The following is a 26,564-nucleotide window of genomic DNA, read 5'->3' as shown; positions in this document are numbered from 1 at the left end:
TTACTCCTTAAAACCTAATGTGCCAACAACGGTGGTGAGTGATTTTTTAATGATATTTTGTTTGGTATTGTCTGAAATCACGCGATAAGTTGCACTCTGTTTTACGCTATTTTGGAACCAATACTCACGCTTTGATGGAGCATCATCTTCCGTATCGTACACCACTTGCATTGCAAGGTAATGGTCTACTTCTGTGATTGGCAATGCTACCTTGTACACCACCAATTCGGCACTAGCTAGGTCTTGAGTTTTAAGAGTGACTAAATCTGCGTTTTGATGCCACGAGCCGGACGTCAAATCATCTTCTGTTGCCTTGCTGTTAGTACTCACCATAATACCATTCGTTGCAGCGCGCCGTGGCAGCTGAATATGCACTTCCAAGCCAACTAACTCACGATGTGTATAGCCTGGATAAGCCTGTATATTTTCAATAGGTTGATGGTATATCGTAGGCTGTTGAATAATAGATTGTAAGTCAAACAGCGCTTGCTGCACTAATGCTGAATTATGCTTCTCTCTTTCGGGCAAGCTCGAAGATTGGCTCCACTGAGTGCGAGCAGGGTGATAACCCCAAGGCAGTTTATCTAACCATTTTTGGAAATCATCTTGTTTCAGTTTATTCAACTTATAATTGATGGCTAAGTATGTAACTGTAAGAATAACTAAAGCTGCCGTTACCGGGCCACCAAAAAGCAAGTTAGTCGAAAAAGTACCAGTAGAGGCTCCTAAGAACTGAAACGCACCAATCGCACCAGTTAAACCAAGTGTTACGGTATTCGCTAAATATAATTTGCTTTCGAGGCCATAAACGTTATCGATACTCTGCCAAGAACGGTAAGCCTCAATACCTGAAGCCAGCGCTCCTAAAGCCCCTGTAATCGCAAGCCATTTATTAAATACTTTTAAGTCATCAAGAATCAGGTTTTCAAAGCCTTTTGTATTTCGATCTACTAACTTTTTTAGAGTTTTTAGCGAGTGCTCTCTGAGTTCGTCACTTCCCTTAACCTTATCCCAATACTTACCCGTACGAATACCCGTCCAAGCGTTTGCTGTATAAAAAAGCTTTTGCTGAATATCTAAAAATTCATCTGAGGATGTTAACCCTGTGTCTTGGATACTGCTCATGGCATCACCAAGCGCGATGCAGTTAAATACTAATGCCAGAAAGCCTAGACCACCGGCATTCTCGAACAGTTTATTCAAGTCATTGAGCTTATTCATCACGATCCGCGTTCTAAGCTCGATGGTTCTTTGAGGTAGATCATCAGGTAACTCAATGTACTGCGGGTACTCCAATGTAGCTACAGCGAGAGCCTTCTTAATAGTCTTTCTATTTTCTAAAGCTGTTGTGTATTTAGAGTCAGCTTTGCGGTTATTTTTCTGGAAGTCAGCAATGATTGCATCGTTTTTTTCGAGCTTAATCAGATAATCATTTACGCGTGTTTTCCATTTTTTAAAATCGTGAGCGTAACCTTCTTTTATTGTTACGGGCATATTGTGTGCCATATGTTCTGCAATAACGGCAAATAAATAATAGCTATGACGGTTCAGAGGTTTAGCGAAAACAGGCATCAGCGAAATTGATACTTGTGAGGTCATGCTAACACCAAACTCTACAACGCCTTTTGCAAGCGCACCTATTGCAGATTTAAAAATAATATCCAGCTCTTGGAAACCTTTGGCGATATCTTTGAGAAAGGCTGTTTCCGCAGTGTTTGGGTTGGAAACAAAGTCCATGATCTTAGAGTATATATTCACGCGGTTGCTGGTATCAGATATCTGGTCCATCAACTGATTATCAGGATCAGGATTTTCTGAGACGATCGACTGTTCATCAAGCGCCTCTGTAATATTCTTCTCCATCACTTTAAATAAACTACGACTAAACCCAGAGGCATAGAGAGCAAGTAAACTGGTTGGTCTTTCCCATTGGCTTTCAGCCCATTGGCGGTCTTCTTCTTGCATCACCAGAGTAAATGACTCAACGGCTTGCTTGTGCAGTTGATACAAGCTGTACTGCGTGTCTTCGCTGTATAGGTCGAAGGTTCTCTCAAGATGATGAGGTGTTAAGGACTCCATTACTGCGATAAAGTCGCGTTTGACCGAAACCACTTGGGCTAGCATGGTTTCTTTTTGCTCTGACAGCTCTTGCATCTCGCTCAGCATTTGCTTCCAGTTGAGCTGCTGACGCCAGCGTTCAGTCGCTATCCATTGTTCGTATTTACCAAAACGGCTCGCAGAAATTCGATATTTGTCCTGTATCGCTTTAGCAATGTCACTTTGGGTATGTTGGTGTGATTCAATCGCTCCAGCGGAAAATTTAGCAGGATAGCCGGACTGAACTGAGCTTTTGTTCTGCTCTGCCAAATCAAGTTGGTGAGAAGAGTCATAATAGTCAGCCATGTCGGTATAAAACGACAGCTCTTCGCCGTTACGCTTAACGCTAGCTGGCATGTCTATCTCGTCACTTGCACCAAACATACACAGTTGCATGGCGGTCTGCATCAAGTTCCACTGGTTTGAAAACTGGTCAGTGAAAAGGCGGTAAGGGCTTGCGGCACCAACAAAATGCAGTGACATATCTTGAATGTCTGCGGCGTAATCTTTTATCGCGACGAAGTTGCCTGATTCTTCTTCTGGAATCGCAGAGGTTAAATCGCTTTCGACTGCGACAGGTTTAAAAACAGAACCATCTTCATCTGCTTTGGTGGCGATGCCAGAATCCGCAAAGCGACCATCATCGACGGCAGAAGATTCAATATCAGCGACTTGGGTTAACTTATCAATTGGTGCAATGTTGTGCTGATTCTCGTTTGAGGATAGAACAATGGTTTGCATGCGATCGATATGATTACTCGGATTGTTAAGTACGCGCATGAACGTGTGCCATGTCCAGCGGTGCTCAGAGAAGCAAATCGATAGTACGCTTCCGTTGACGTAAGTAAGAAAGGGCTTTGCATCTTGTGGTGTCCCACGCTGCTCTGATTTTGGGCTTTCTGATTCTCCCAACTTATAGAGCGTGAATTGCGTTCCTTTGATTTCGTATTCGTCTAAGCTTTTGTTGATTGCATCATAGACATACAGCCAACCGTCGCGCAGTTGACGCAGGGTGTAACCAACGGTATTGAGTTTGGCTGGGCCTTGCCCTTTCCATTCTTCAGGCAAACCAAAAGGTTGTGTCTCTTCTGTTTCTAGCTGATCGATGGCATAGCGGACTGGGATAAAGTGCGCAGGTGATGCTTCCGTTGCTTCTTTCTCAGTTTTTAAATTGAGAGGCTCTGGTTCAGACGGCGGTGGCGGATCGATTTTTTTTGTTTCTCCCTCCCAAAACATACTGCGCTCTGGGGGTGAGCCAGCAAGATCATCGGATTCCGTGGTTGGAACGATATTCAGCGATTTCAGTGTACCATCGCTTTCAAATGCCTGAACGGCCTCCTCATAGGTATAGCTGTTGTCATACCAGAACATAGAAGTTTTTGGGGGAAGTGGATTATTCATCGTTAGCCCATGTTTAAGAGTTTTATTCTATTACGCAAATATCGCACCAAAATAAAGCAATTAAAAATCAATGAGTTAGATTTTTATGGTTTTGCGTCAATCAAATAATTGTTTGTTTTTCCAATAAGTTGGTTGGTGTTTACCATTTTTTGTATTGATTGAATCAAAGTTTTAGTTGTGAGTGATGCCTCAATGAGCCGACAAAACAAAAGGGCTCCAGAGTTACCTCTGGAGCCCTTTCTAGTATTTAAGTGCTAAAGAGTTAGCGACGCTTTGGTTTACGTTGACCAGCTGGTTTGCTTTGTCCTTGTGGGCGACCTTGGCCTTGCGGCTTGCTACCTGCCGGGCGGTTTGCACCGTTGCCGCTAGGACGTTGGCCGTTGCTTGCAGGGCGTTGACCACCTGTAGCTTTACCCGAACCGTTACGGTTGCCAGATGGTTTACCATCTTTTGAACCGCCTTCAGAACGTTTGTTCAAATGACCACCGAAGCCTGGTTGGTTTTTGGTATGTTTGGTTGCAAAGCGGTTTGCCCCGTGACGACCAGATTTACGACGTTGCGCAGGTGTTTGTGCTTCAATGTCTTCCGCAGGAACGAGACAGCCTTGTTTGTCACCGATCAAATGTTTTTTACCCATACTGACTAGGGCTTCACGGATCATTGGCCAGTTTGCTGGATCGTGATAACGCAACAGCGCTTTATGCAGGCGACGTTGACGTTCACCTTTTGCTACAGGTACATCTTCACGTTTTTTGTACTTCACGCGTTTCAGAGGGTTTGTCTCTGAGTAGTACATCGACGTTGCGTTACACATTGGCGAAGGGTAGAAGTTTTGTACTTGGTCACATTCGAAGTTGTTCTTTTTCAGCCACAGAGCAAGGTTCAGCATGTCTTCGTCTTCTGTGCCTGGGTGCGCAGAGATAAAATAAGGGATTAAGTACTGCTTCTTGCCTGCTTCTGCACTGTATTTCTCGAACATCTCTTTAAAGCGATCGTACGTACCCATGCCTGGCTTCATCATCAGATCAAGAGGACCTTTCTCTGTATGTTCCGGTGCAATCTTCAAGTAACCGCCTACGTGGTGAGTCACGAGCTCTTTCACGTATTCTGGTGATTCAATCGCAAGGTCGTAACGTACGCCAGATGCAACCATCACTTTCTTCACGCCTTCAACTTTACGCGCTTCGCGGTATAAATCGATCGTGTGTTTGTGGTCTGTGTTTAGCTTGTTACAGATGCCCGGGAATACACAAGAAGGACGACGACAGTTCGCTTCCGCTTTTGGATCTTTACAGCCCAGGCGGTACATGTTTGCAGTCGGGCCACCAAGATCGGAAATTGTGCCGGTAAAGCCTGGAACTTTGTCGCGAATTTCTTCAATCTCGTTGATGATAGACTCTTTCGAACGGTTTTGAATGATTCGACCTTCATGCTCGGTAATCGAACAGAAAGAACAGCCACCAAAGCAACCACGCATGATGTTCACAGACGTCTTGATCATGTCGTACGCAGGAATTTTTGCTTTGCCGTACATAGGATGAGGAACACGCGCGTAAGGCAGGCCAAACACAAAGTCCATCTCTTCGGTCGTCAATGGAATTGGAGCTTGGTTTACCCAAAGTTCACGATCACCATGGCTTTGAAGTAACGCTCGACCAGAGTACGGGTTCGTTTCTAAATGCAGTACACGGCTTGCATGCGCATAAAGAATGCGATCGTTTCTTAGCTTTTCAAACGAAGGTAAACGGACCGCAGTCGTCGCAGCATCGTGGCGTGATGGGCGAATTGTGATTGGTTGTGCAACTGGCTCGTCTTTTTTAGTTTCACACTGAGTTTCTACTTCGTACGGGTTCTTTGGTACGAACGCTTCTTTACGAGGTTTTTCAATGCGAGAAGAATCAATAACCGTGTAGCCTTCTGGTGCAGCTGGCAAGTTCACGGCAGTACCACGAATATTGGTCATGGTGCTGATGTCTTCGCCGTTTGCGATGCGATGTGCTACTTCGACAAGTGCGCGCTCTGCGTTACCAAAAAGTAGGATGTCTGCTTTTGCATCAAACAGTACAGAACGGCGAACTTTATCTGACCAGTAATCGTAGTGTGCAACACGGCGTAGGCTAGCTTCGATACCACCTAAAACAATAGGTACTTCTTTGTATGCCTCACGACAACGTTGAGAGTAAACCAACGTTGCTCGGTCTGGGCGTTTACCACCTTCGTTATTCGGTGTGTACGCGTCATCGTGACGAAGCTTTTTATCCGCGGTGTAACGGTTGATCATGGAGTCCATGTTACCCGCAGTGATCCCGAAGAACAGATTTGGCTTACCAAGTTGCATGAACGCATCTTTATTTTGCCATTCTGGTTGAGCAATGATACCGACACGGAAACCTTGTGCTTCTAGCAGGCGGCCAATGATAGCCATACCAAAGCTTGGGTGATCCACATAAGCGTCACCGGTTACAATGATAATGTCACAGCTATCCCATCCTAGGGCATCCATTTCTTTGCGACTGGTCGGCAAGAAAGGTGCCGTACCAAAACACTCTGCCCAGTATTTTTTGTACTCATGAATAGGAGTGATGTTATTGGTCATATTTTGCTCTCTGTTCCAGGGAGCGCGAATTATAGCGATTTGATTATCAGGTATCTATAACAAACTCATCTATTCAAGCTTAGTTCATCGAGTTTTATTTGGTTTGTAAAAATATCAATGCTCTATCGGCGATTTTCTGTCTAATTTCACCTTGAAAGCCTCATGGTTATAGATCGGTTCATGAAAAATGTCGCAATCTTAATACAAAGCATAAGCAATGGTGTGCTTATATGGGGTAAAGCCTATAATCAAATTGGTGCATATTAAATACAAAAGGCTGAGCTGCTCTGGAAATAGTTCTAAGTCGATAGGCTTATCGTTGACACAATCCATCTATAAAGAGGATCGGCAGGTCCCAACTGGAATGTCGCGAATTGACTGTGAATTTTGAGCCTTGGGCTAATTACAAAAAAAGGGGCTAGGGTATGAGTGAATCTACGACAACAGTGCATCCAAAAATGCAAACGACTTCCAGTCTAACTCCTGTTATAGAGTGGTCTTACGATATTGATACTCGCGAGTTCGAATGTGATCAGCAAGGAATGGCAAAGGCATTTGGGATAAGTACGCCAGTAACCAGCCTAAATAACTTGTTTGATCATATGCTGATGGGGCAACAAGAAACGCTAAAACAACGAATTCTAGAAGTGGAACTCTTTGGCGGACGGGGGCGGTTTTCTTGTTGCATGATGCTAAAAAACGTTAACTTAGTGCACGTTACTATTAGTTTTGAAAGGCTCAATAAGCGCATTATCCAAGGCACTATCATTCCACAATTAACAATCACTGGTTGCGAGGAGTTAGCGAAAATTCTCGAAACGATTTTTGATTTGCCAAATGTAGGCGTTTTAGTTGCCGATGAAGATACGCGCATTTTAGGTTGTAACCGTGCCTTTGAGTTACAAATGGGCTATCAAAACCGAGATCTGGTTGGGCTTAAAACTCATATATTCAGTACCTCTCACCATAGCCAAGCGTTTTATGATCAGCTGTGGCAGCAAATTAATGATGAAGGATGTTGGTGTGGTAACTTGCTGAGCAAAACAGCAAACGGTAGCAACCAAGCTCATCATCTTTGTATTTACCGACTTACGTTTCACTCTGGACGAATTCTTTATCTCGGATTTTCTACGGATATTTCTGCTTCGTTGTTGTGGATGAAAAATCGTTGTGAACAACAGCATGATTGGGCTGCCTTTTTACCGACGAGGAAAGAATTTGAACTCCAATTAGCTACCTTAGCGAATGAAAGCAGAAATAAAGAACTCAACATTGTTATGACACTAAGACCCAAGTTTTCGGAGAGATACTTGCTTGAACAGCAATTAGGTTTTGCAGATTTTATTATGCGAAGTCGCTACACCAGTATTGCGGGGCAGTTATCTCGGGATGTGTTTGTCGTATGCTTGCAGACCCCTCATTGTCAATGGTTGAGCCCGGTTCGTTTGATCCAAATTGCCATGAAAGGGTTCTTTAATGAGCTTAGAAATGAAATGGGCACAAAAATGCATGCCACTATCGTTAAAGGCCAAACTGGTGTGTCAATCCTTGGCTATGATACGAACCGACCAAGACAAGCGCTAGCACATGCAGCGCAAGCAATGTTGTCCTCTATTTCCGGTGAAGGCAGCTATTTCAACTTTTACGACAGTGAACTTCACTCTGAATTAGTGAAGCGCCAACATCTCGAGGCGTTTTTGGAGGCGCAAATAGAGAGTGGGCTAGTGGACGTTTACTTTCAACCGATTATCGACGTTCAAACCGGAAGCGTGGTTAAGTTCGAGGCTCTCGCACGCTTCTATGATGAAAATGATGCGTATTGTACGCAAAAGATGATCGCTATTATTGAAGATCTAGAACTCATAGCGGCACTTGATGATGTGGTCTGCCAAGCTGCGTTGAAGCACTTTCCGCGCTTACAAGAAATTTATGGCGAGGAAGTGGGCGTGACCATCAATCGCTCCCTCAATACGAAATTGGATTCTCTTCAGATCCTTCAGCGGTCGCATGATTTGATTAAAGCCAGTGGTGTAGACCCTAAGCGAGTAACTATCGAGCTAACAGAAACCGCGTATTTTGAACAAGATGAGGAGCATACTCGAGCTCTAGAGGAAGTGCGGAAAGAGGGCATTGAGATCGCGATTGATGACTTCGGTACTGGGTATTCTTCTTTTTCTTATCTAGAAAAAGGGCAGTTTGATTTACTGAAAATAGACCGAAAATTCGTTAAGAACATTCATAAAGGGAGCACCAGCTATAACATTGTGAAAATGGTCACCGAGCTTGCACAGCAAATGAATGTAAAAGTGGTTGCTGAAGGCGTGGAATCTAAGCAAGAACTTCAAGTATTGGCAGAAATCGGTGTCGATTACATGCAGGGCTTTCTATTTTCTGCTGCCGTGCCTGTCGATTTGATGGATAAAGCGGACAGTTATGAGCATCTGTTCTCTGACATCGCGATTGAGTCTAAGCAAAGTGATGTGTTGCAATCTGTGAGCCATGAACAAGTCAGGTCTATGGACCCTGGAGAACCGCTCTCCTTGGCAGTGGAGTACATGAATTTGAATCCAAGCTTGCCTTTAGTTGTTCTCAATGAAAATCGTTGTGTTGGGTTAATTACGAAAGAGACAGTGAATTTACACCTAACGCCTTCGATGGGAACAGAGCGAGAAACTGAACGAGAAAGCCGAATTTGGAAACGTCCTGTTAATCAGATAATGAGCACCGAATTTGTGTTGGTTGATGAGGATTTACCTGTCTCTGTTATTCGAGAGTTGGTTAAAATCGGGATTCGTTTCCCTTGGGTACTGTGTAATACCAAAGAAGAGTACCGTGGAGTTTTAACGCAGGAAGACGCGTTGAAGTATCTTGCTTCTCTGTGAATAAAATTGTCTTACCGTTTTAGCTCATTTGGGGGCCGACTTTCGGTGGTTTGGCGATAGTTGATTTGATATTATCGCCCCCCAAAATGACTTTTGAGCGTGCATTCAACATGATTCAACAATTGCTGGTTACTTTCCCTCCGATGCTATTTGGCGCACAAGCGCTACTGACTTTGCTTCTAATCAAGGGCGATATTTGTCCTGGTCAGCGAGGACGTCTTCATAAAATGTTGCCAGCAGTAGCTGTATTGTGGCTCGCTGTTGCGTCACTTCGCATTGAAGCATTTATGATCGTGTTTGCTATTTTCTACTTCTATTCTCAGGTTCAAACCAAGAAAACGCGTGAAAAAGGGCCACTATGGGCGATGCATTTAGCGAATGGTTTGGCCTTTGCGTATGTAAGTATTCAGGTATTTGAGCAATCAAGCTGGCCAGCATCGATAGCGATGGCGCTAATGATATTTTTCCTTGGGGCGTCATTTTCTCAATTGCTGCTTACGATAGCTCGCAGCAGATTACAGGCATTTCACCGCATTTTACCAGTTACTGGCATTGTGTCTGGAATGCTATTAGTCATCGCAACGTTGTTTGCTTCTTACCAGTTAAATGAAGCTGCACTGAACGCTGCAACACAGCCAATCTTGCTGTCTTTAGCTATGCTAATTTCTTCAATTATCGTGTGGTGTTGGCATATTTTTACGCATAAGAAACCAGAAAAGGTGCAACTGAGCGTAGCTTTGTTGCTAGCACTCGCGTCGATGACGAGCCTGCAAGGTTTATTCTCTCTCGCGGCTTGACCTCTAATCTAAAGACAAAGTTAGACGGCTTATATCCAAGTGCTTTCTTGGTGCTTGGGTATAAGGTGATCACGTTTTAGATCTCACTCACTTTAAATTCGCGTGATTACTACTACGCTTGTTTATATACCTTGTCGAAGAGGAGAGTCGCGATGGATTTAAGCAATGTAGGTAATCTGGACAGCACTATTTTGCTAGGTATCGTCAACGAAAAGCTACGTTTAGAGTGCGACAGTTTTGACGAGTTAGTATCAGTGTATGAGATGGATGTAGAGTCTGTAGTCGGCAAGCTTGATATGCTCGGTTATCAGTACGATCCATTGACTAACCAATTTAAAGCATATCAACGCTAAGCCTTTCATAACCCAAATATTTTAAGCCACCTTGATTCCGTCAAGGTGGCTTTTACATTGTAGCCTCGCGGTTGCGAAAAAAGCTTGCAAGTAACGCTTCTCTCTCTCTGAGTGACGCGTTGCTGCAAACAAGCGACGCCATAAGCCTTGGCCGAAAGGTTTACTGGTAATAAGACCTTGGCGAGAAAATTCAGAAATCGCCCAATTGGGTAGTGCCGCCACCCCTAATCCAGCAGAGACCATCTGAACTAACATGAGAGTATTGTCGGCTTGCTTCCATTTCGCAGGTTCTATTCCTGCTGGCTGAAGAAAGTGTTTTACGACGTCTAGCCTCTGTTTTTGAACAGGATAAGAGAGCATGGTTTGATCTGCGAGATCTTGCGGATCAATAATTTCTTTTTCCGCCAATGGGTGGTTGGTTGCGGTAATTAAACGCATTTCAAAGTCGAATAGAGGCTCGTAGTGGACTTCAGATCGAGGTTGGATATCGGAAGTAATAACAAGATCGAGTTCGCCTGCCAATAAAGCTGGGAGTGGTTCAAAGCCAAAACCAGAGGAAAAGTCCAATGTTACGCTAGGCCAAGCAAGTTGGTACTCCCTAAGTGCAGGCATTAGCCATTGGAAGCAAGAGTGACATTCAATGGCCATATGTAATCGGCCATTGACGTCTTCTTTCAAGCTCGCTAAATCATTTTCTGCTCTTGCGAGTTTCGGAAGGATATCTTCTGCAAGACGCAATAGGATTTCTCCCTCTGAAGTGAACTTCACCGGACGAGTCTTTCTCAGGAACAGTTGCCCTCCAATTCGCGCCTCCAAATCTTTGATCTGATGAGACAGTGCCGACTGAGTGAGATGCAAAGCGGTCGCTGTCGCCGTTAGAGAGCCAGTGTCTCGAAGCGAAGTGAGTGTCCGCAAATGTTTTAGCTCTATCATGAATTCCTTTCATCCTTTGTTGCTCGCTATGAACAGAATAGCAATCGTGTAAATAACTTAACGACAAAAAATGGATATGTAAACGTCTAGACGTCTATTTGTTGTTTTTATCTGCGAATCATGTCGCTTCATGATGAATTTTTTTAATAAACAAGTTGAATAAATGGACGTTGTTCTAATATCAGATGAGAGCGATAGTTTAGCCATCCAGACATCTCATTCTTTACCGAAAGATGCTCTGATCCAAACAAATTGAACAAAATTGAGAAAGGAATAGGGACATGGCGACAACGACTCACATACTAGGTTATCCACGCATTGGTGAAAAAAGAGAATTAAAATTCGCTCAGGAGAAATACTGGCGAGGAGAAATTGATCAAGCTGAGCTTAAAAAGGTTGGGGCAGATCTACGCGCCAAAAACTGGCAAACACAAACGGATGCTGGTCTGAGTTTTGCCACAGCTGGCGATTTCGCTTGGTACGATCATGTACTGACGACCACGTTGCTATTGGGTCATGTGCCAAAGCGTCACGCTGGTGGTTTCCCTAACCTGGATACGTTGTTTAAAGTGGGTCGCGGTCAATCTCAGGCGGGTTGCAGCTGTGCGGGCGCTGCGGCATCGGATATGACCAAATGGTTCAACACAAACTACCATTACATCGTCCCTGAATTCAGTAAGGACGATACATTTGAAGTGAGCTGGCCCCAACTGTTTGAAGAAGTCAATGAAGCGCTTCAAGCTGGCCACCAAGTGAAGCCTGTTTTGCTTGGCCCAGTCAGTTACCTTTACTTGGGCAAAGAGGTCGAAGAAGGGTTTGACCGCTTAACCCTGCTACCACGCTTACTTACTGCTTACCAAGCTATTTTGGCAAAGCTAGCAAGTCAAGGTGTTGAGTGGGTTCAGATTGATGAGCCAATTTTGTCACTGGAGCTAGAAAGCAAATGGGCTGATTCGTTTAAGCTGGCCTACCAAGTGATTCGAAGCGATGTAAAAGTGCTGCTAACGACGTACTTTGACTCCGTAAGCGATACGCTAGACAAAATTGTAGAGTTACCGGTGGATGGTTTGCATATCGATTTATCTACCGTCCCTAAGCAGCTTGACGATGTAGTTACCAAGTTACCGGAAGATTGGGTGCTTTCTGCTGGTGTTGTGAATGGTCGTAATGTGTGGCGTTCAGATTTAAGTACCCAACTCGAGCGTCTACAGCCAGTCAAAGAGAAACTGGGCGACAAACTTTGGGTTGCCAGTTCATGTTCTCTGCTACATAGCCCTGTTGATTTAGCACTGGAAACAGAACTGAGCGAAGAAGTAAAAAGTTGGTTTGCCTTTGCAAAACAAAAAGTGGCAGAAGTCGCCTTGCTTGGCCGAGCGCTCGATGGTGATCAAAATGCGATTCGCGCTTGTGATACCTATAGCCAGCCAATCAAAGCGCGCAAGACAGCAACACATGTGAATAAACCTCAAGTACAAGCGCGTTTAAACAACATTACCGCGTCACTTGCCGAGCGCAGCGCACCTTATGCAGAGCGTGCTGCGCATCAAGCTGAAGTATTGGGCTTGCCTTTGTTGCCAACAACGACAATCGGCTCTTTTCCTCAAACGGGTGAAATCCGGGTGCAGCGCAGCGCTTATCGTACAGGTCAATTATCTGAGTCTGAATATATCCAAGCACTTAAAGGACATATTGCTGACGCAGTGAAACGTCAAGAGGCGCTCGACCTAGATGTGCTTGTTCACGGTGAAGCAGAGCGTAACGACATGGTGGAATACTTCGCTGAGAACTTGGCGGGTTTTCAAACGACCAAATTTGGTTGGGTACAGAGTTATGGCTCTCGCTGTGTGAAACCTGCCATTGTAGTTGCTGACATTGAACGTGAAAAACCGATCACGGTTGAATGGTCGACGTACGCCCAGTCGCTAACCCGCAAACAGATGAAAGGCATGTTGACTGGACCAGTAACGATTTTATGTTGGACGTTCCCACGTGAAGACATCACACGTCAAGAAATTGCGCAGCAACTTGCTTTGGCACTGCGTGATGAGGTGTCTGACCTGCAAGATGCAGGCATCAATATCATTCAAATTGATGAGCCAGCCATTCGAGAAGGTTTACCACTAAAAAAACGCGATCACAAAGCGTACTTAGAATGGGCCGTAAATGCGTTTAAGGTCTCTGCGGCAAGTGCAAAACCAGAAACTCAGATTCACACTCATATGTGTTACAGCGAGTTCAATGAAATCATTGATTCGGTTGCGGCACTCGATGCGGACGTCATTACCATTGAAACATCTCGCTCGAATATGGAGTTGCTGAAAGCATTTGAAGAGTTCAATTACCCGAACGAAATTGGCCCTGGTGTTTATGACATTCACTCACCAAACATTCCTACGGAAGAATGGATTGAAGGTTTAATCAAGAAAGCGGCAGAAAAAATTCCGGCTCAACGTTTGTGGGTAAACCCAGATTGTGGTCTGAAAACACGAAACTGGAAGGAGACAGAAGCCGCATTGGCAAATCTGGTTTCAGCGGCGAAGAAGCTCCGTGCTGAGCTGGCGTAACACATCGTTGCAGCAAATAAAAACGGAGACTGTGGTCTCCGTTTTTCTATTCTTAATTGTTAACTTTCGTTTTCAGATTATCCAATAATAGCGAATCATCGTCTCATGCCGAAAGCAACAAAAATTACTGTAGCTACTTCACCTGAGTACAAGTCTGTGCGGAAACCAACTCATCTGCCATCAACTGACCGCGAGAATTACGTACCTTAATACGATACATCAAGCCCATATCAATTTGCTTGCGAACTTCTGGGTTGCTGCAGTAGGTATAGATACTGGTATTCAGTACTTGATTTAACGGCTTTGCACCGAGTGCGCCATCGTTATAAATCATCATCATCTCTACAACATTTTTGTTGGATGAGACACGCATTATTTGCAGTGGACCGTACTCTAAAGGGAGACCCGCTGACAAGACTCCTGCTCGGTTTGATGCCATAAGCTCAAGTTGGCGCTGCTTATCATCGGTTGATGAGCAGCCAGCCAGAGCACCAAATACCAAGAAAAGACACAGTAATTTTTTCATAAATTAAAACACTTTTTTGAACGGTTTCACGATTACATGATCGTAAACACCAGCCGCTACGTAAGGATCGGCTTCTGCCCACGCTTTAGCATCCTCTAGAGAGGCGAATTCAGCGATGACAGTTGAGCCCGTAAATCCAGCTTCACCAGGATTGTCAGAATCTATCGCAGGCATCGGACCAGCTGTAAGAAGGCGACCTTCGTCTTGTAGCTTTTGTAAGCGATCCAAGTGTTGTGGGCGAACGCTCATGCGTTTTTCCAACGAGTTCTCAACGTCCTGTGAAAAGATGACATACCACATAGCATAGTTCCTTAATTGGTAGGGTAAAGTGTTAATTTAACGCCTTTTTTGTGTCTCTCACAAGTGAACAACAGAAAATGTGAGATCCTTTCTAACTGTTAGCGTTGTAGGTTGACTAATTCTGAACCGGACGTGGTTTACCTTCACTGTCAATGGCTACGTAGTTGAAGGTCGCATCACAAACCATGAAGCGTTCGCCAACACCGTGAGCTTTGACGGGTTTGACCCATACTTCCAAATCGACACTCATGGATGTGCGGCCGATCTTAGTGCATTCGCCGTAGCAGCATACGACATCGCCCACACCAACAGGTTTTTTGAACGTAATGCTTGATACCGAAACGGTGACAACGCGACCACAAGAGATCTCTTTTGCCAGAATCGCGCCCGCTAAGTCGAGCTGAGACATTATCCAACCGCCAAAAATATCGCCATTGGCGTTTGTATCTGCAGGCATTGCAAGGGTACGAAGCAGCATTTGACCTTTCGGAGAGCTAATTTCTTGACTCATTGTGACATCCTAAATCTTAAAGGCGCTCAAACTAAGCGCCAACATAGTAAATACCTAGAACCAAAGGTCCTTAAAAAACCGCAGATACCGGACCAGAGAAAGTTGGTTTACAGCAGCAAGAATGGTCTGAAAACGGTACGTTGTTTGAGCGGTTTACTGATACATGGAGCAAAACAGCGACCCTAAGGTCGCTGTGAAGTCGCGGATTATAGCAAAACTGAGTTTTTAATCATCAGTGGACACATCGGATGAGTTATTTTTTTGTTCTTTTGGCATGTGTTTATAAATGTAAAAGCCAGTCGCAATCATGTAGGCAAATGTCGCGATCAACATTCCAAATACTTTGAAGTTAACCCAAACATCCAACGGCAATTCGTAAGCAATATAAATGTTTAGGCCAGCGAAGAATGAGAAGAAGCCAACCCAAGCCCAGTTAATCTTTGCCCAAACAGCGTCAGGTAACGTAATTTCCTTGCCTAGCATACCCTTGATGGCTGATTTTCCCAATGCGTGGCTCACTGCTAAGCCAATCGCCAGAATCGCGTAAATGATGGTGACTTTCCACTTTATAAAATTGTCGTCGTGGAAGAAAAGGGTCATGCCGCCGAAGATAGTGACGATAACAAATGTTATTAGTTGCATCTTTTCGACTTTCTTATACAGCGCGTAGGTGACGACAAGCTGAATGGCTGTTGCTACGATCAGTGCACCTGTCGCCACGTAGATGTCGTACAGCTTGTATAAAGCGAAGAAAATGATGAGTGGTATAAAGTCTAGGATCTGCTTCATGATGGCAAAATCTACCTAATTATTGAATTGAAGACAGTCTAACGGAATCTGACAAGATGTGAATACTGAGGAAGTTAAGGTAAGAATAGTAACGCTTAGTATATCGTACAGCCCGCAAGCTTCTTCCACGTCGAAACAGCAAATGGAAGGAATAAAAATTGCCGCGATGAGGCGGCAATAAAGTTGAGAGTTTTAAACCTTAAGCAACACGTTGATATTGGGAAATAAGCGTTTTTACATCTTCTAAATAGCCTTCCCGTAGTAAGTTATCGACCGTTGCTTCTAGCTCTTCGAGAGACATCGTGAAGCAAGTGGATTTACCAGTCATCAGGGTCAGATATTGATGATACTCTTCTTCTGTATAGTGGCCTAAGCGATCAAGTAACAGTGTTTTGATTCCATGATGAATCAAGCCGTAGTATGTATGTCGATGAAGTAACATGGCGATCTCCTTATCAAGCTCATACGCTACTCATTTGCAGCCTGCTTGACCTTCTGGATAATTCGATTTACTCCAATAATGCACATCTAGTGCCAATTCTATATTTGCAAATTAAAAAGTGCTGGAAGGTGCAAAATTCTCGTTCTGTAACCATCTTTGGATGACGACTTGAAGTGCATTTAACGTGGTGGGCTTTTCGAGCCTGTCATCCATGAGTTTCGAAATTAGCTCCAACTCTCTAGCTCCAGACTCACCAGATAAGGCAATGATTGGAACGGAGGATGTGATTTGCTTAATCCGCTGGCTGGCGTCAAATCCATTCATTACCGGCATTTGGACATCCATAAGAACGAGATCAATCTTGTGAGAGTGGAATAGTTCTACCGCAGAGGCTCCATTATTTGCTTGTAAGCTGTTGACTCCCAATCTTTTTAAATACATCTGTACCAAGGTGCGTTGCACCTCTTTGTCATCTACAATGAGCACTGTTGGTGCATCTTTACATACTTGTACGTGTTGAGCTGAATGATTTTCAGAATGTGATGCAGTTGCTTTCCAGCTATCAAAGTCCGGTGCTCTTAATGTCTCTGGTTTTGGTGCGTTTGGTACGACTGGGAAATACAAGTAGAATTCTGTGAACTCGTTCAATTCAGACTGGCACTCTATTCGTCCTCCGAAGGAGCGCATAACACGTTGGCAATAGCCCAAACCTAAGCCACTGCCTCCGCTTTTTTGATACGAGAAAAAGTCATCAAATATCTTGTGTAAGATACTGCTATCTATACCTGGCCCACTATCTCGGAAGATCAGAATGTTTTCGTAAGCCCCCGTCTGGGTACGAATCTCAATTTGACTGTCGGGATAAGAATCAAAATAGTAGATAGCGTTACGAATCAAATTGAAAATGACAAAGTTAAACAGGGTCTCATTTAACTTCGCGACAAAATCGTGTGCCTGTGGCAGGTTAATTCTCTCTATTATTTGATCGTTTTCAAAACCATAACGGCTTACTGCTTGGTCGATGGCTTTATGTATGGAAGTGAGAGCTAAAGGCTCATGCTCTGGTGAACTGTCGCTAACTTCTCGTAAAATAATATCGATAAGTTGTCTACCGCGTTGTATAGCGGCTTCACCTTTATCAATTTCTCTTTTTAGCGTATCCAGTGAGGCGTTTGACTCTATATGCTGTTTTAAAGCTTCAAATTGTAATTGTACTTGAGCGAGAGGGTTACGCATTTCATGTGCAATGGAGTTAGCCAGCGCACGGCTTTGGCGTACCTTTCTATCGGCTTCAATGGTGCTCTGGATGCGAACTAATAACGTTTGCAGAGCTGAGATTTCTTCATTAGAAAACAGCTTATTATCTATTTTATGTGAAGAAATTAGTAAGTGAGTAACAGACTTTCCACGACCGAAGAGAGGCATAACGAGCGCAGTATTGCTTGAGCGCATGCGCTCGTAGAGCTTTCTCATCGACCCTTTAGAAGAGGAGGCATAATCAATTTCTTCAGACAACTCATCTAGCACGAGAACTGACTTGCTTGACGGCAGGTACTCTTCGTAAAACGTTTCTGTGTAATTGCTAGTGACTAGCTGTAGCTTGTTGTTTGGTATGTTAAGTAACGATGCCAACTGACGCATAGCATCATCTATTGAGCGTTTAAACTCTTCCTCTAACCCAAGGATTTGCTGAACGGGAGTGTGTCGTTTCCCATAAATAAAATACGAAGCGAAACGACTGACTCGCTTAAAAAGCAAGTGCCAAGTGATACCGATAAGCGCGCATAAAGGTACCGCAACAAGCCATTGGTTATCTTCAGAGATAGGAATAAATATCGCCCCTAGCGGCAGAACAAAAATGGCGCAGACTAAGAGCGCGCTTACCGTTAAGTACGTGAGATATTTAGCGCTGTAGAAGCGAGAGGTAAGTAGGGCATAGCCCAAAAACAACATTTCGCTGATTGAAAGTGCTGGTGGTAACCAAGTTAGGGAGAAGTCGCCAAGGAAATACGTCATTCCAAGGTGTATCACTGCCGTAGATAACATGAATACCAAAATGCCAGCGATCATATAGTTGCTTTTTGCTAGCGTGAGCTTACTGCTGTTAGCGCGCATGGCAATCAAGTTAAGCAGCGTTAGTACCACGAAAGCTAGCAAACTAATGAAAAAATATGAGGTATGTGGGCCAAATTCAATGACGAACTGGCTTGGACCACTAATGGTGACATTTTCGACAGTAAGATTCGGCACTAAGTTGATGTACAGTGAATACGTTGCTAGTGCGACAAAGACGACTTTTTGCCAGACTTTGACCGCTGTTTTTTTAACATCTGCGGTTAACTGGCAAGAAAAATAGAATGCAAACGCAAAGGCGAAAAAAGACGCTAAGTTCGCTAACTTAGCCATAAAAATGCCACCAACAGAGCCTAATTCTGGCAATAAATCGGTATGGAAATAGGCGTTGCTGCTTATCCAAACAATGATACAGCTGGAATAAGCGATGTAAGGCGCGTGATGCGAGCCTAAGATTGATTCACTCTTCTGTTTTAGGCGATAGCAGTAATACAGTAGCCAAGCGAATACTATTAGTACAGTCGCGTACAATGCCATTGCTTTTGGGTAAAAGAGACCGTGCAAATGAACATCAAGCATGCTCATTCACCTTTTTATCCATTCTTTTTGTTCGTACGCAATGTTTGTAGTCGCGAAATTGTATGTCTTGAAATGCTTCAACCATCATACCTAAATTCCAGAAACCGCGGTATGTCTTGGTACCGTCACCGTTAATGTCGCGGTATCCTGAGTGAAAGTAGGCACTTAAATCAATAGATTGATAGAAATTTAACATAAATACTTGCTCAATAATGGTAAAGCCGAGCTTATAGCCTGCTTTATAGAGCTCGCTCATCATAGTTTTTTGCGCCAGATACAAAAAATACAGCTTTTGTTGAATGTTGCCTCCCACCGTAAGACGCAGTACTTCGCAAACCGCTTCACTGTTCTTTACACGAGATTGAAACTGAGCATCAAACTCAATAAGAGTGTGCTCATGAGTTAGAGCACGACACTCCAAAATACCCAGTTGATTGAGAACACTGTACCCATGATTAGGAAAGCAAAACTGCCATTGTTCGTTACTAAACTGTGGTGAGTAACTGAGCCAGTTATTTCGTTGATGCCAGCTTTGCACTAAAGCGGAGGAGACCATGATTGGTGAAGATGACGATTTGAGCAAGAGGGCAAAGTGCTGCCCTTTTTGCGAGAGTGATAAAAGAGGCAAGATTTCAAACCATTGTTCAGTTTGGACGAAAAGCTCAAGATTACTCAGTGTGATCGCTTCGGAAATCGGCATTAACGCTGCATGATTTGGCAGCATTACCTCAAGATCGCAATCTGCGATATCTTCAATTAACACGCTAGTATAGCTGTGGTCGTCAAACGGAAGCGGAGTAGGAATCGCAGCTTCGTTTGAAGGATATTTTTGCTTGATTGCTTCGATCTCGCATTGACACCAGAAAACCATCCAATGCGGGTAACAATCTGCGGCAAGTTGTTCAAGTAAACGAATCTCTTTGGAGAAACCTGTCGGATACTGTTGCACTAAATCTCGATAATCCATTAACTCAAATAGTGCAGAAAGACTTTTTGATGCGTGTTTAGGAAAGAGAGATTTAAGCAGTTTTATTCGATACAGAGCAACCTGTTGAAAAAGAGCATCTCGTTTTTGTTTCGTTAGGGTAAGAATAACTGAGTCAACCAGGGCCTGCTGCTTTGATTCGATCGGCAAATTTATTTTGGTGAGATATTCCAAAGATTGCTCAAGACTCATGATAAAACCTAGCTCTAACGTTTTGTTATATTTTGTAATGGTTTATATCATTTTGAAAAATTTATGCCATCGGTTTCTATTTGTATAGTTACGTAATGCAAGAAAAGACAAAAAAACCGCTCATTATGAGCGGTTTTTGGTCTATTCAAGAAAGGGTTAGGCTTCTTGCTTTTTTAGCTCAGCTTCTGCCGTTTCTTCTTCAATTAGCGCATCAACGATAACTGCACATGCAGCATCACCTGTGATGTTCAGTGCTGTACGAATCATATCGAAAATACGGTCAAGAGCGAATAGCAGCGGTAGACCTTCAATTGGAATGCCAGCGGCAAGAAGCACGGCAACCACTAGGAAAGAAGGGCCAGGAACACCCGCTTGACCAACCGCACCCAATGTAGACGTTACGATAATTGCAATGTAAGCGCCCATGCCTAGATCGATATTGAACAGTTGAGCAAAGAAGATAGCAACCAAGCCATAGTAAATCGCATTACCTGACATGTTGATCGTTGCGCCTAGAGGCAGAACAAATGATGCAGTTGAATTTTTTACGCCCAGCTCTTTTTCACAGGTGTCCATTGTAACAGGCAGTGTTGCCATAGAAGACGCTGTTGAAAGCGCAACTGCTTGCGGTTTCTTCATTGAAGACAGGAATTTCTTCGCAGATGTCTTCGTGAAAACATGCACCATTGCTGGGTAAACAACGAAACCGAAGATTAGGATGGCGGCAACGTAAACAACGAACAGTTTAAACACCACCATTAGCGCACCAAAACCGAACGTACCGACGGCTTCTGCCATCAGACCAAATACACCGATAGGTGCAATGATCATTACTTTGTTGATCATCCAAACCATTGCGTCAACGATGCAGTTAACACCATTGATGATTGGTTCACGACGCTCTTTTGCTTGCTTAGAAATCGCAATACCAAAGAACATACAGAAAACGAGGATCTGTAGGATGTTTGCTTCATTTAGTGATTGGAAAACGTTGGTTGGGATCATACCAGTGATGGTTGCCCAGAAAGTAGGTAGTTCACCTTTTGAAGCGTATTCTGCTGAGAACATGCCTTCAACGCCAGAGACGTCGATACCCATGCCTGGTTGGAATACTTCACCCATAAATAGTGCAAGCGCAACGGCTAGGGCGGATGTTAAACCAAAATAACCTAGAGTGACGATGCCAACTTTACCTGCTGACTGGCTGTTCCCAAGACCAGCGGCGCCAGAAATCAAGGCTACAGCGACCAAAGGAATAACCAACATTTTGATTAAGTTGATAAAGATAGCACCTAAAGGAGCGAGCACTGTCGCATCATGACCCATCATGGCACCAACGGCTGTGCCCACGATCATGGCGATTACGACTTGTACGCCAATGTTGTTTAGCAAACTCTTTTCTTTTAACACTTCCATAACCTCTGTGCTAATAAAATGTAAAATCCTAAAATTACCCACTAACCATAAATGGATTTACGGATAATTATCTCGCCTTGCTTTTTACACTTATCGTTTACAATTGGCAATATGCAGCAAGGTATTATTGATGGATTAATCGATATTTTATTGACGAACGATAAAGTTTTGTTCAATAGCAAACGTTTGCTATTGATTTTTCTTATAAGGGTCGCGCTTAGGATTGTTCAAGTTTATTTTTCTTTATTTGTTTTCTTTTTGTTAATTTTAACCGCTTTTGTATTTGCTATTGCAGTCAGAGTTTTTAGTGACTTGGGTTGATATTTATAACAATTCATCTCTTTCAAGCTCACACTTTTATTAATTTGCCTTCTGAAATGTTAATTGCTTTACATTCTTGGCTCTAATTGCGTTGTAAACATAATGTTAAATTGTAATGACTGGTGAGACTCAAATGCTGACGATCCAGTGTTAGAGATAACTTGCTTAGTTAATGCTCCTGAGCTGATTAGACGAGAAAGACAAGTAAGAGGTGAAGAGACTATGATGAATCTTGCTGCTGCGTTACAAAGAAATGCTGCGAGTAAACCAGATAAAACGGCGTTGATATGTGGCACTGAAAAGATAAATTATGCGCAGTTTGATGCGACCGCCGGCAAGATCGCAGCGTCTTTAATCAATAAAGGCGTAAAGCCAGGTGACCGCGTTGCGATTTCATGCCCAAACATTCCTTTTTTCGCGTTTGTTTATTATGCAATACAAAAAGCTGGCGCGGTTGCAGTCCCATTAAATGTGCTTTTGAAAGCGCGAGAAATTAAGTATCACTTAGAAGATTCAAAAGCGAAGTTTTATTTCTGCTTTGAAGGGACGAAAGAACTGCCAATGGCAAAAGAGGGTGTCAAAGCCTTTGAACAAGTCGATACATGCGAAGGCATAGTCGTATTGACTCAATCTCAAGATGAAAGCTATTGGAATGGTGTAATAACTCTCAATGCGTTTATAGCCGATGTCCAACCGTTGCCGGATTATATACCGCGTAATGCGGATGATACATGTGTGATTTTGTATACATCAGGGACGACAGGCTTACCAAAAGGCGCTGAACTGACTCAGCAGAACATCATAATGAACGCTCTGGTGGCACAAAACATTATGGGCAGCCAGGCCGATGATATTCACTTAGTAACTTTGCCTTTATTTCATACATTTGGTCAAACCGTCCACTTAAATGCTAGTGTTTTGGGCGGGGCAACATTGGTGTTAGTGCCTAGGTTTGAGCCTAAACATGTTCTTGAGCTGGTGGAAAAACATAGGGTGACGATATTTGCTGGTGTGCCAACGATGTACATCGGTCTGCTTCATGTGCAGCATCAATTTGATACCTCGTCATTGCGTGTTGCAGTAAGCGGTGGTGCGCCATTGCCAACCGAAATCTTTCGAACCTTTGAAGAAACATTTAATGTGCCGATCTTAGAAGGATACGGGTTATCGGAGACAAGTCCTATTGCATGTTTTAATCATTTGGATCAGGAGCGCATACCAGGCTCGGTAGGTCAACCGGTTCAAGGTGTCGAAGTAAAAGTTATCGATATTGAAGGTAATGCACTACCGATAGGCGAAGAAGGTGAGATTGTTGTGCGTGGTCATAATGTTATGAAGGGATATCTTGACCGCCCAGAAGTTACTGAATCTGCGCTACAAAATGGTTGGTTCCATACTGGTGATGTGGGCCGCTTTGACAGTTCAGGTAATTTATTTATTGTCGATAGAATGAAAGATCTGATCATTCGAGGTGGATTTAATGTTTATCCCAGAGAAATTGAAGAAGTTTTCATGACTCATCCTGCAGTTTCAATGGTAGCTGTGATAGGGATTCCAAATGAAGAGTATGGCGAAGAGATAAAAGCCTACGTTGTACTTAAACCAAAAGAATACATTGACGCCGATTCATTACATAAGTGGGGTAAAGAGCAATTAGCCTCGTTTAAGTATCCTCGTTATGTCGAAATTCGTGAACACCTCCCGATGAGTGCGACAGGAAAGATTTTGAAACGTGAGTTGAAATCTGAATTGAATATAGCTTAGTCAATTCAATGGTTTTTGTGTCACAGCGCCACTTGCCTAAGCGCAAATGGTGTTGTGCTCTTAACTAATTAGATGCATAAGTTTTTTAGCTATCGTTAGACAATACTTACCGTTTGTTGAATGGATCTATTGCTCGAGTTTTTTAAAGTATTCTTCTAAGCGCTTCGGATTGGTAATGGTTACTGAGCCATAGTTTAGCTCTAGCATCCCGATACTTTCTAATCGTTTTAGTATCTTGTGTACACTCTGACGAGTTAGCCCCATCATATTAGCGATATGTTCTCTTGTTACCCTGACAACGCATGGTCGAGTATCGATCGCTTGATTAAGTTGGTATTCAGCAAGCAGCAGCAACCTTTTGGCGACTCGTTCTTCAATTCCTCTAATCGCGTCATCTTCGATAACAGAAATAGCAGACCACAAGCGGCGGCTAAGTAAGTCGAGTATAGTGGGGTAACTTTGAGGGTATTTGGCGAGTAATTGGCGAAATTTATCTCCAGGAAGCTCCATTACAGTCACGTCAGAATGCGCGGTCGCACCAAAAATACGAGGCATGCCGGGAGAAAAAACATTGTCTCCAAACCAGCCACCAGCTTCGAAAATCATCAGTGTGACTTCTTTGCCTTTTGAACTAATTGAGTTCACTCTCACTGCACCTTGAGCTATGACCATAAGAGAAGATTGAAGCGCACCTTTATTGCAAATCAGTGCTTTTTCGTCGAAGCAGCGAACCTTAGTCATTTGCGCTGCTTCACTAAGCCCTTTATCTGGCAGCCCTGATAGTACAGGACATTTGGCTAGCAGTGTTTTGACTTCTTCCATGTAGCAACCTTACTGCACATTGCTTTATTGAGTTAGTTAAGTTACCCAAGCTTAACACTCTTTGAGTGCTCTGCTTGAGATAGATTTGGAAAGTGCGGGCGTTGAACAAAAAATGACGTGGTATAAACGCGATAGTAAGAAAACGCCCACTAAACATAATGTTAAGCGGGCGTTGTTGTGTCATATCAAACTGAAATTATTTTTGAGTGGCAGCTTTCATTGTAGAAACGAATTCACCTAGCTTGTCGAGCATAATTTGTGGCTGCTCAACGTTCGCTTCAATGATTTTTACCACGGCTGAACCAGAAATTGCACCAGCCGCACCAGATTCTAGTGCTTGTTTCACCTGTGCAGGCTCAGAGATGCCAAAACCAAGTAGCGCTGGTGGTGCATCAAATTGGTTCAGTCTATCGAGCATATGACCTACAGGCATGTTTGCTTTGGTTTCTGCGCCAGTAACACCTGCACGAGAGAGTAGGTAAGTGTATCCGCCACCCAACTCTGATACTTGCTTCAGTGTTTCATCACTTGCCGTTGGTGGTGCGATGAAGATTGGGTGAATACCAAACTTTTCTGCAGCAGCAACAAATTCAGCACTTTCATTAGTTGGTACGTCTGCAATCAAAACAGAATCGATGCCTGCTTTTGCACAACGCTCATAGAAGTTCTCGATACCACGAGAGTAAACAAGGTTCGCGTACATCAGAAGGCCAATAGGTAGCTCTGGGTACTTAGCTCGGATCTTACCAATTTGTTCGAAGCAGATATCCGGTGTTGCGCCTGAATCTAGAGCACGAATGTTCGCACCTTGGATAGTCGGGCCATCCGCAAGCGGATCTGAGAATGGAATACCAAGTTCAAGGGCATCTGCGCCAGACTCAACCAGTGTTTCCATGATTTTGTAAGACTGCTCTGCGTTTGGATCGCAAACCGTTACGAACGGTACAAATGCGCCTTGGTTCTTTTCGTTTAGGCGCGCAAACATCTTCTCATAACGGCTCATTAGATCGCTCCTTTTTCTTCTAGGATGGCATGTACAGTGAAGATATCTTTATCACCACGACCAGATAGGTTAACAACCAGCAATTGCTCTTTTTCTGGATTCTCACGTGCCATACGCAGTGCGTGTGCCACGGCGTGAGAAGATTCAAGTGCAGGGATGATGCCTTCATGGCGTGCAATCTCTTGGAATGCTTCTAGCGCTTCATCGTCTGTCACGTTGTCGTATTCAGCACGGCCAATTGCGTTTAGGTGTGCGTGCTGTGGACCAACTGAAGGGAAATCAAGACCAGCAGAGACAGAGTATGACTCTTCAACCTGACCGTTTGGATCTTGCATCAATGGCGCTTTCATACCAAAGAAAATACCCGTTTTACCATGTTTAAGTGGTGCACCGTGCTGGTCAGTATCGATACCTTTACCTGCTGGCTCAACACCAATTAGGCGAACGCTTTCTTCTTCGATGAAGTCAGCAAACATACCAATCGCGTTTGAACCACCGCCCACACATGCGATAACCGCATCAGGAAGACGACCTTCACGTGCCAAAATCTGATTCTTCGTTTCTTCACCAATCATGCGTTGGAAGTCACGCACGATCGTTGGGAATGGGTGAGGGCCTGCCGCTGTACCTAGTAGGTAGTGCGCGTCTTCATAAGTTGCAGACCAGTCGCGTAGCGCTTCGTTACATGCATCTTTAAGTGTCGCAGAGCCCGAGTGGACAGGAATAACTTCTGCGCCCATTAGCTTCATACGGAATACGTTCGGGCTTTGACGCTCAACGTCTTTTGCACCCATGTACACGCGACACTTAAGGCCAAGCAGTGCACATGCTAGTGCGGTTGCAACACCGTGTTGACCTGCGCCAGTTTCAGCGATGATTTCGTTTTTGCCCATGCGTTTCGCAAGTAGCGCTTGACCCAACACTTGGTTAGTCTTGTGGGCACCACCGTGAAGTAGGTCTTCACGTTTTAGGTACAGTTTGGTTTTCGTACCTTTGGTTAGGTTACGAGTTAGAGTTAAAGCCGTTGGGCGGCCCGCATACTCTTGAAGAAGCGTCATGAATTCGCTGCGGAATTCTGGATCTTCTTGCGCGTCGATAAACGCTTGCTCTAGTTGCTCCAGTGCTGGAACTAGAATTTGCGGAACGTACTGACCGCCGTATTCGCCAAAGTAGGCATTCAGTTTTGCCATCGTTATATTCCTTCTCGTATTTTTCGCT

19 protein-coding genes are annotated in these 26,564 nt (G+C 43.8%); 5 read left to right on the top strand and 14 right to left on the bottom strand.

Annotation, left to right across the window (positions count from 1 at the left end):
* A complete protein-coding gene (locus R7Z77_RS06945; protein WP_064354147.1) occupies positions 1–3,498 on the bottom strand; it encodes a T6SS effector BTH_I2691 family protein in 3,498 nt (1,165 codons plus the stop codon).
* Positions 3,499–3,760: 262 nt separating this feature from the next.
* Positions 3,761–6,094 (bottom strand): YgiQ family radical SAM protein, encoded by a 2,334-nt coding sequence (locus R7Z77_RS06940; protein WP_064354146.1) that lies wholly within the window; start codon positions 6,092–6,094, stop codon positions 3,761–3,763.
* A 425-nt stretch (positions 6,095–6,519) separates the two neighbouring features.
* Here R7Z77_RS06940 and R7Z77_RS06935 point away from each other — a divergent pair, with 425 nt between their 5' ends.
* The 3 genes from R7Z77_RS06935 (at position 6,520) to R7Z77_RS06925 (ending at position 10,126) form a co-directional block, all read left to right on the top strand.
* The gene (locus tag R7Z77_RS06935) at positions 6,520–8,976 is read left to right on the top strand and encodes an EAL domain-containing protein (protein ID WP_064354145.1); all 2,457 of its coding nucleotides are present in this window, start codon (positions 6,520–6,522) and stop codon (positions 8,974–8,976) included.
* A gap of 86 nt (positions 8,977–9,062) precedes the next feature.
* On the top strand, positions 9,063–9,773 hold the full coding sequence (locus R7Z77_RS06930; protein ID WP_064354144.1) for a hypothetical protein: 711 nt from the start codon (positions 9,063–9,065) through the stop codon (positions 9,771–9,773).
* Between the two features lie 152 nt (positions 9,774–9,925).
* Positions 9,926–10,126 carry a DUF4250 domain-containing protein gene (locus tag R7Z77_RS06925; RefSeq protein WP_005376762.1) on the top strand — a complete coding sequence of 67 codons (201 nt, stop codon included), beginning with the start codon at positions 9,926–9,928 and terminating at the stop codon, positions 10,124–10,126.
* Positions 10,127–10,147: 21 nt separating this feature from the next.
* Here R7Z77_RS06925 and metR read toward each other — a convergent pair whose 3' ends face one another.
* The gene (gene metR, locus R7Z77_RS06920) at positions 10,148–11,059 is read right to left on the bottom strand and encodes an HTH-type transcriptional regulator MetR (protein ID WP_054730490.1); all 912 of its coding nucleotides are present in this window, start codon (positions 11,057–11,059) and stop codon (positions 10,148–10,150) included.
* A 281-nt stretch (positions 11,060–11,340) separates the two neighbouring features.
* Here metR and metE point away from each other — a divergent pair, with 281 nt between their 5' ends.
* Positions 11,341–13,623, top strand: a complete 2,283-nt coding sequence (gene metE, locus R7Z77_RS06915; protein WP_064354143.1) for a 5-methyltetrahydropteroyltriglutamate--homocysteine S-methyltransferase — start codon at positions 11,341–11,343, stop codon at positions 13,621–13,623.
* 133 nt (positions 13,624–13,756) lie between these two features.
* Here the strand turns inward: metE and R7Z77_RS06910 are convergent, their stop codons facing one another.
* The 8 genes from R7Z77_RS06910 to R7Z77_RS06875 form a co-directional block, all read right to left on the bottom strand.
* Entirely contained in the window at positions 13,757–14,149 is a 393-nt protein-coding gene (locus tag R7Z77_RS06910; protein ID WP_005376765.1) for a GspS/AspS pilotin family protein, read from the bottom strand.
* A 3-nt stretch (positions 14,150–14,152) separates the two neighbouring features.
* Entirely contained in the window at positions 14,153–14,449 is a 297-nt protein-coding gene (locus R7Z77_RS06905) for a YciI family protein (protein WP_005386727.1), read from the bottom strand.
* Between the two features lie 115 nt (positions 14,450–14,564).
* Positions 14,565–14,960 (bottom strand): acyl-CoA thioester hydrolase YciA, encoded by a 396-nt coding sequence (yciA, locus tag R7Z77_RS06900; protein WP_005376768.1) that lies wholly within the window; start codon positions 14,958–14,960, stop codon positions 14,565–14,567.
* A 225-nt stretch (positions 14,961–15,185) separates the two neighbouring features.
* Positions 15,186–15,749, bottom strand: a complete 564-nt coding sequence (locus tag R7Z77_RS06895) for a septation protein A (RefSeq protein ID WP_033905687.1) — start codon at positions 15,747–15,749, stop codon at positions 15,186–15,188.
* Between the two features lie 199 nt (positions 15,750–15,948).
* Positions 15,949–16,191, bottom strand: a complete 243-nt coding sequence (locus R7Z77_RS06890; RefSeq protein WP_017634694.1) for a hypothetical protein — start codon at positions 16,189–16,191, stop codon at positions 15,949–15,951.
* A gap of 111 nt (positions 16,192–16,302) precedes the next feature.
* Positions 16,303–18,843: a hybrid sensor histidine kinase/response regulator gene (locus tag R7Z77_RS06885; RefSeq protein WP_318136626.1), complete on the bottom strand. Its 2,541-nt coding sequence runs from the start codon at positions 18,841–18,843 to the stop codon at positions 16,303–16,305.
* Positions 18,836–20,020 (bottom strand): acyl-homoserine-lactone synthase, encoded by a 1,185-nt coding sequence (locus tag R7Z77_RS06880; RefSeq protein WP_054730548.1) that lies wholly within the window; start codon positions 20,018–20,020, stop codon positions 18,836–18,838. Before R7Z77_RS06880 ends, R7Z77_RS06885 begins: the two co-directional genes overlap by 8 nt.
* A 156-nt stretch (positions 20,021–20,176) precedes the next feature.
* Positions 20,177–21,436, bottom strand: coding sequence for a dicarboxylate/amino acid:cation symporter (locus tag R7Z77_RS06875; protein ID WP_318136625.1), 1,260 nt, complete (start codon positions 21,434–21,436; stop codon positions 20,177–20,179).
* Positions 21,437–21,979: 543 nt separating this feature from the next.
* Between R7Z77_RS06875 and R7Z77_RS06870 the strand changes: the two genes are divergently transcribed.
* Entirely contained in the window at positions 21,980–23,521 is a 1,542-nt protein-coding gene (locus R7Z77_RS06870; RefSeq protein WP_213967816.1) for a long-chain-fatty-acid--CoA ligase, read from the top strand.
* A gap of 126 nt (positions 23,522–23,647) precedes the next feature.
* Here the strand turns inward: R7Z77_RS06870 and R7Z77_RS06865 are convergent, their stop codons facing one another.
* The 3 genes from R7Z77_RS06865 to trpB form a co-directional block, all read right to left on the bottom strand.
* On the bottom strand, positions 23,648–24,343 hold the full coding sequence (locus tag R7Z77_RS06865) for a Crp/Fnr family transcriptional regulator (protein WP_182016734.1): 696 nt from the start codon (positions 24,341–24,343) through the stop codon (positions 23,648–23,650).
* A 196-nt stretch (positions 24,344–24,539) separates the two neighbouring features.
* On the bottom strand, positions 24,540–25,346 hold the full coding sequence (trpA, locus tag R7Z77_RS06860) for a tryptophan synthase subunit alpha (protein ID WP_213967815.1): 807 nt from the start codon (positions 25,344–25,346) through the stop codon (positions 24,540–24,542).
* Positions 25,346–26,536 carry a tryptophan synthase subunit beta gene (gene trpB, locus R7Z77_RS06855; protein WP_005376781.1) on the bottom strand — a complete coding sequence of 397 codons (1,191 nt, stop codon included), beginning with the start codon at positions 26,534–26,536 and terminating at the stop codon, positions 25,346–25,348. Before trpB ends, trpA begins: the two co-directional genes overlap by 1 nt.
* Between the last annotated feature and the right edge of the window lie 28 nt (positions 26,537–26,564).

The sequence above is a fragment of the Vibrio sp. 1401 genome (genome assembly GCF_033340295.1).
This window is presented reverse-complemented; position numbering and strand designations above follow the sequence as displayed.